The organism is Microcystis sp. LEGE 08355 (assembly GCF_015207185.1).
GTDB lineage: Bacteria > Cyanobacteriota > Cyanobacteriia > Cyanobacteriales > Microcystaceae > Microcystis > Microcystis panniformis.
Window position 1 is genome coordinate 1 of sequence record NZ_JADEXI010000344.1, and the last position, 5,074, is coordinate 5,074.

Annotated in this window: 3 protein-coding genes and 2 pseudogenes; 1 reads left to right on the top strand and 4 read right to left on the bottom strand. The window is 44.9% G+C overall.

Annotation, left to right across the window (positions count from 1 at the left end):
* Window positions 1–154: 154 nt before the first annotated feature.
* From IQ242_RS16430 to IQ242_RS16440, 3 genes and pseudogenes are all read right to left on the bottom strand, one after another.
* Window positions 155–403: pseudogene (locus tag IQ242_RS16430) on the bottom strand (aldo/keto reductase); the annotation flags it as partial.
* Between the two features lie 61 nt (window positions 404–464).
* Window positions 465–641 carry a hypothetical protein gene (locus tag IQ242_RS16435; RefSeq protein WP_193960701.1) on the bottom strand — a complete coding sequence of 59 codons (177 nt, stop codon included), beginning with the start codon at window positions 639–641 and terminating at the stop codon, window positions 465–467.
* Between the two features lie 120 nt (window positions 642–761).
* The gene (locus IQ242_RS16440) at window positions 762–2,261 is read right to left on the bottom strand and encodes a polysaccharide biosynthesis/export family protein (protein WP_193960702.1); all 1,500 of its coding nucleotides are present in this window, start codon (window positions 2,259–2,261) and stop codon (window positions 762–764) included.
* A gap of 130 nt (window positions 2,262–2,391) precedes the next feature.
* Here IQ242_RS16440 and IQ242_RS16445 point away from each other — a divergent pair, with 130 nt between their 5' ends.
* A complete protein-coding gene (locus tag IQ242_RS16445) occupies window positions 2,392–4,590 on the top strand; it encodes a phosphoketolase (protein ID WP_193960703.1) in 2,199 nt (732 codons plus the stop codon).
* Window positions 4,591–4,657: 67 nt separating this feature from the next.
* Here the strand turns inward: IQ242_RS16445 and IQ242_RS26290 are convergent.
* Window positions 4,658–5,074: pseudogene (locus IQ242_RS26290) on the bottom strand (2OG-Fe(II) oxygenase); the annotation flags it as partial.

Genomic DNA, 5,074 nt, shown 5'->3' on the forward strand with positions numbered 1-5,074 from the left:
GGCATAAATCGACTAAATCCTTATCTGGCAAGAGACTTAATTGATTAGTTCGCTCTAGATAAAAAACAATTGACAAAAATCGCTAAATGCCTTTCTATATAAGGGTTCCATCCCTTATAACCCCCGTCCATTGCATAACAAAAACCGAAGAGCCGACTTTCGTGGCATAAACTACTCGTTCTCGCACATCGGCCAAAGCTTGAGCGACAATCGATTCTGAGTGACCTTCACCGTAGATTTCGGCTGTATCTACAGTGGTAATTCCTGCCTCAAAAGCGGCACGAATAGCTTGAGTACTTTCCCCATCTTCAATATCTGCCCACATCTTTTTTCCTGCTTGCCAAGTACCCACGAGAAGGGGAGTAATTTCTATATTAGTCTGACCGAGATAGCGTTTTTGCATAACAGTTTTTTTGATGGGTTATGTATGCTTAGGGTTTTAGTCGGGTTTAGGGTTTAAAATCTCAGCTAAAGAGGACTAAAGTGACAAGGATAAAAACTTTTACCAGTAGGGGTGTAAAGAACAAACTTAACAAGCCACAAAAAAGACCTAATAAGCGGGTACTGAGGCTAATTATTTCGCCGTGAACATTATAGCTAATCGACAGGGCGATGAGGGCTAGAGTAAGGAGAAAAATCATAGTTTTCTTTCCTGAGTCTATCGGACAGAAAAGCCGTGAACGCTCACGACTTTTCGCCGTTTCTATATCTATTATTAGCTCGATTACTTAGCCAATGACATCGGGTTAAAGTGAACTTTTTTAACGGAAAAGATTAAAAAATCCGTTGAAGAGGCCTGTCAGACCAGTAAAGGGACTTAAAACCGTGCCGAGGGTGTCGGTAGCAGAGGCCAGACTGTTACGATGAACCACAACCACATCATTATTGCGGAGAATCGGGTTAGTTTTCTCGTTGATACCCTGGGAAAAATCGATATTAATTGAGGTTTTGGTGACGGTTCCGTTAGGATTGAGACGAATTAATTCCACTGTGGACTGATTGGCGCGACGCTTATCAAAGTCTCCTGCGGTTAAAATTGCCTGATTGAGAGGGGTATTGGGGGGAACTTCAATTGTCCCCGGTTTGACCACTTCCCCGACCACTTTCACGTTAATAGTCTTAGGGGCAAAACTAGCCGATGCTAGGGTTTCCGATTCCTTGGCCGAGATTTCAGTAGCGGTGGGGATAATCACCGTATCCCCTTCTTGAAGAAAGATATCGCCAGTCATATCACCTTTTTCGAGCAAACTCCACAGATCTACGGGTATTTTCTGCTGGGAACCGTCACGAGTATAACGCAGCACTTGCACCTGTCGGATATCGGCAAGAGGTTTGATGCCTCCCGCTTGTTGGATAGCTTGGGTTAGTCGGGCCGGTTTCCTGGTGCCGCCGCGCTCTTGGTCATTATTATTGTTATTGTTATTGTTGGCAGTGGGGACAATACGATGGGACCCCGGACGATAAACTTCTCCCACCACAGTAACATTAATTTCTCGATCGCTATCTAGTCCAAAATTGGCATCGGCTAATTGATTGACTTCCCCGACGCTAAGGGTCGTTTTAGTGGGAATAACGATGCTATCACCATCTCTAAGGCTAATATCTTGGGTTGTATCGCCTTTTTGGATTAATTGCCAGAGATTCGCTTGAATTAGCTGTTCTTGTCCCTTGAGGTTGCGTCGGATTTGAACTTGACCAATATCGGCCACCGTAGTCACTCCCCCCGCTTGCCGGATTATTTCGGTCAATAGGGGCGTTTTTTGGCTTTGTTCGGGGTTAATTGTATAAGTACCCGGACGATTGACTTCCCCCGCGATGGCGATTTGCAGAGGCCGGGGAGTGAGAATGCTAACAGTAACCACGGGACGTTTGAGATAGGTGGTGTAACGTTTGGCCAAGGTTTGGCCGGCTTCGGTGACGGTCATTCCCTCCACTTTGACGCTACCAATCAGAGGTAAAGTCAGGGTTCCATCGGCTAAAACGAGGAAATCGCCGCTTAAATCCGCGACTTGGTAAACGGTGACGCGGACTTTATCTCCTTCTCCTAGGGTGTACTCTTTGCTTTCTGCGGGGATAGGAGCAATCGCCTCTTGAGCGGGTGTAGGACTACTCGGAGGAGTGGCTTGGACTGGGCGGGCTTCTAAGGAAGTTAGGGGGGCAATAGTGCCGATAATTAATAGATAACGTAGGGATTTACTGATTAAATCCTGTAATTGGTTGCTATTTAACATGATCAATAGGATTAATTTTATCGTTAACATTGGCGATCAGTGTAGCACAAATAGTCGATCGCCGATGGAAACCCCCTGTAATATCGCATCTATCGAGAGTTACCGCTAACTGTAAGATAGTTTTAATGATTGCCTGTATGTAAAGGGGTATATTAATTTTATGACAGCTACTAGCACAATTCCCGATTTTTGTCAAGGGATAAAATATTTTGGGGGTTCCTTACCCGAATTTGATAAATATGCAGGAAAAGCCGCTATCGCTGAGGGAAAAACCGCTATTATTGCCGCTAATGACCCGAATGCTATCTATCAAACCCTCCTAGCCGCCGATGCTTTGCGTTACCTCACCCTACAAATCACCGCTACCAAAGAATCGGGACACCCCGGCGGTTTTGCCAGTGCTGCCGACGTGATTGCCTCTTTGATGATGTTAGGCCAGAAAAATATTTTCACCGAAGTGGGGCATCATGCCCCCGGTTTTTATAGTAACGTCTTTCTCGATCGCTCTCTGGAAGCCATGGGCATCAGCAACGTCAGCCAATTGGGAGAACGTTTTCGGGAAAAACACGGACTTTTAGGGCATCTTTCCGGACAAATCCCCGGACTGCTCGGGCCGGCTGGTCCTCTGGGCCAAGGCCAACATTTCGCCATGGCGGCGGCCAAATTACACCCTAATACCCTTTTCCCTGTGACTATCGGGGATGGTGGTTTAGGAGAACCCTACATTATGAGTAGTTTTGGTCATTTTCACACTGCTTACCCTGAAATTACCAATTTTCTGCCGATTTTAGTTTGGAATGGCTATTCCCAAGAACACCATAGCATGGTGTCCCTGAAAACTAACGCCGAAATGGAAGCCTATTGGCGCGGTAATGGTTTCGAGGAAGTGATTCTCATTAATGCTAAAGACTTCGATGATGCTAATCAAAATGGGGAATATGTAGATAGCACCAAATTCTCTTTTAACCAGCGTCTAGAGTTCATGAAAGCGGTGTTAATGGCCACGGATAAAGCCGCCCAATTAGCCCTAGGTGGTAAACTAACGGTGATCATTATTAAACAACTTAAAGGGGCGGGAGTTCACAAACGGGGAGCGGCTTCCCATAATCTTTATCCAGGAGATTCTTTAGAAAAAGATTATATCGTTACTGCCTTACAAGAACGCGCTTTACCCCCTGAAGCTTGGGCAATTGTTCGTACTAATTTCGAGCGCTCTGGAGGCGGTTCGGCAGTGGAAACAGTGGTAACGGAAAAAGTCTTCCCGCTGCCGGATTTAGGAACCTTACCGATGACGGAATATACTGTGGGTGGAGATAAAAAAGTAGCCACCACTGCTATGGGGGAATTAGTGGTAGCTGTGGGTAAAGCTGACCCCAATTTTGTTGTCACTAATGCTGATGGTAATGCCGCTTCGGGAATTAATAATATTAACGTCGGTTTAAAGATTATTCACCCCACCAGCGATGATACCTATTTCCAAGCACCTAACGGTCAAGTTTATGAGCCTTTAAGCGAGGATGCCTGTGCTGGATTAGCCGTCGCTTTATCTCTCTTGGGAGCGCGGACTTTATGGTGTTCCTACGAGTCTTTTGCTATCAATGGTTTACCGATTTGGCAGACTGTAACCCAAGCGATGGCCGAATTACGTCGTCCCACCCCTTCTACTATTACTTTATTCACCGCCGGAGCCTTGGAGCAAGGGCGTAATGGTTGGACACACCAACGCCCAGAGATTGAAAATTATTTCGCCGCTATGATGCGAAATGGCAATATTTTTCCTCTCTTTCCCTGCGATGCTAACAGTATTCAAGTCTGTTATGAATGGGCGTTAGGAACCAGCAATAAAGGCATTACAATCACCGCTAGTAAATCGCCTTTACCGGTGCGAACCACCTTTGAGCAAACCCGTCAAGCTTTAGAAAAAGGCGGCGTAATTCTCCAGGAATCGGAAGGCAGTAAAAAAGTCGTTTTTGCCGTCATTGGTGATATGACTTTATTACCCGTCTTTGAGTCTGCACAACAGTTAGAAGCAGCGGGAATCGGTGTAAAAATCGTCTCGGTAATTAATCCCCGTCGTCTCTACCGTCCTAGCGATGTGATGAGTGAAACTAGCTCGCAAGCGGATAATAATTTCCTCGATGATGCTGGTTTTGACAGTCTCTTTGCCGGTGATGCTTTAATCGGAGTAACCGGTGGTACAAGCGCCATGTTAGAACCGATTATGTTACGCAGTAATGCGCGTCGGGATGTCTTCGCTTGGAAACGGGGAGAAACCACCGCCAGCACCGGGGAAATTATGGCCTATAATGGTTTAACTGCCAATGCTTTAACTACCCGTGCTACCCAGTTATTAGGCTAAGTTCCCAGTCAGTTTTTTTGATTATTCCCTACTCTCTCTGATGGGAAAGTAGGGATTTTTTCTCAGGTCACTTTCGCCAACGGAGTAAACTTTTAATAATTTTCCATAGGCGAGGATATTGGAGGGATAGATAGCGTTTAATATGGGATTTTAAACTAACTAAATCCTGAGATTCTTTCAGTTCTCTATCTTGATAAAAACGAATTAAATCATCCCGTCTTTTCAGTAAAATTTTAATTTGTTGGTAATCTTCTGAGCTTAAAACTTGATGGGGTTGAATATTTTCTGGCAGCGGGCGCGGGATGTAAAAAGTTGTATGAGATGGTGATAATTCCTCGGCTGGACGTTCTTTGGTATAGAGATAGATAGATATAGAATGCCTTGATAAATGCAGTTGTGTTTCAGGTTATTGAATCTGTGAAAATCCATACTATGGATGTTCATTGTTTTCAATAATAAGACAAAGATTAAAAATCGGTAGATA

Excerpts from the sequence above, each read along its gene's own strand:
- IQ242_RS16435 (WP_193960701.1), bottom strand. The coding sequence starts at position 641 with ATGATTTTTCTCCTTACTCTAGCCCTCATCGCCCTGTCGATTAGCTAT.
- IQ242_RS16440 (WP_193960702.1), bottom strand. The coding sequence starts at position 2,261 with ATGTTAACGATAAAATTAATCCTATTGATCATGTTAAATAGCAACCAA.
- IQ242_RS16445 (WP_193960703.1), top strand. The coding sequence starts at position 2,392 with ATGACAGCTACTAGCACAATTCCCGATTTTTGTCAAGGGATAAAATAT.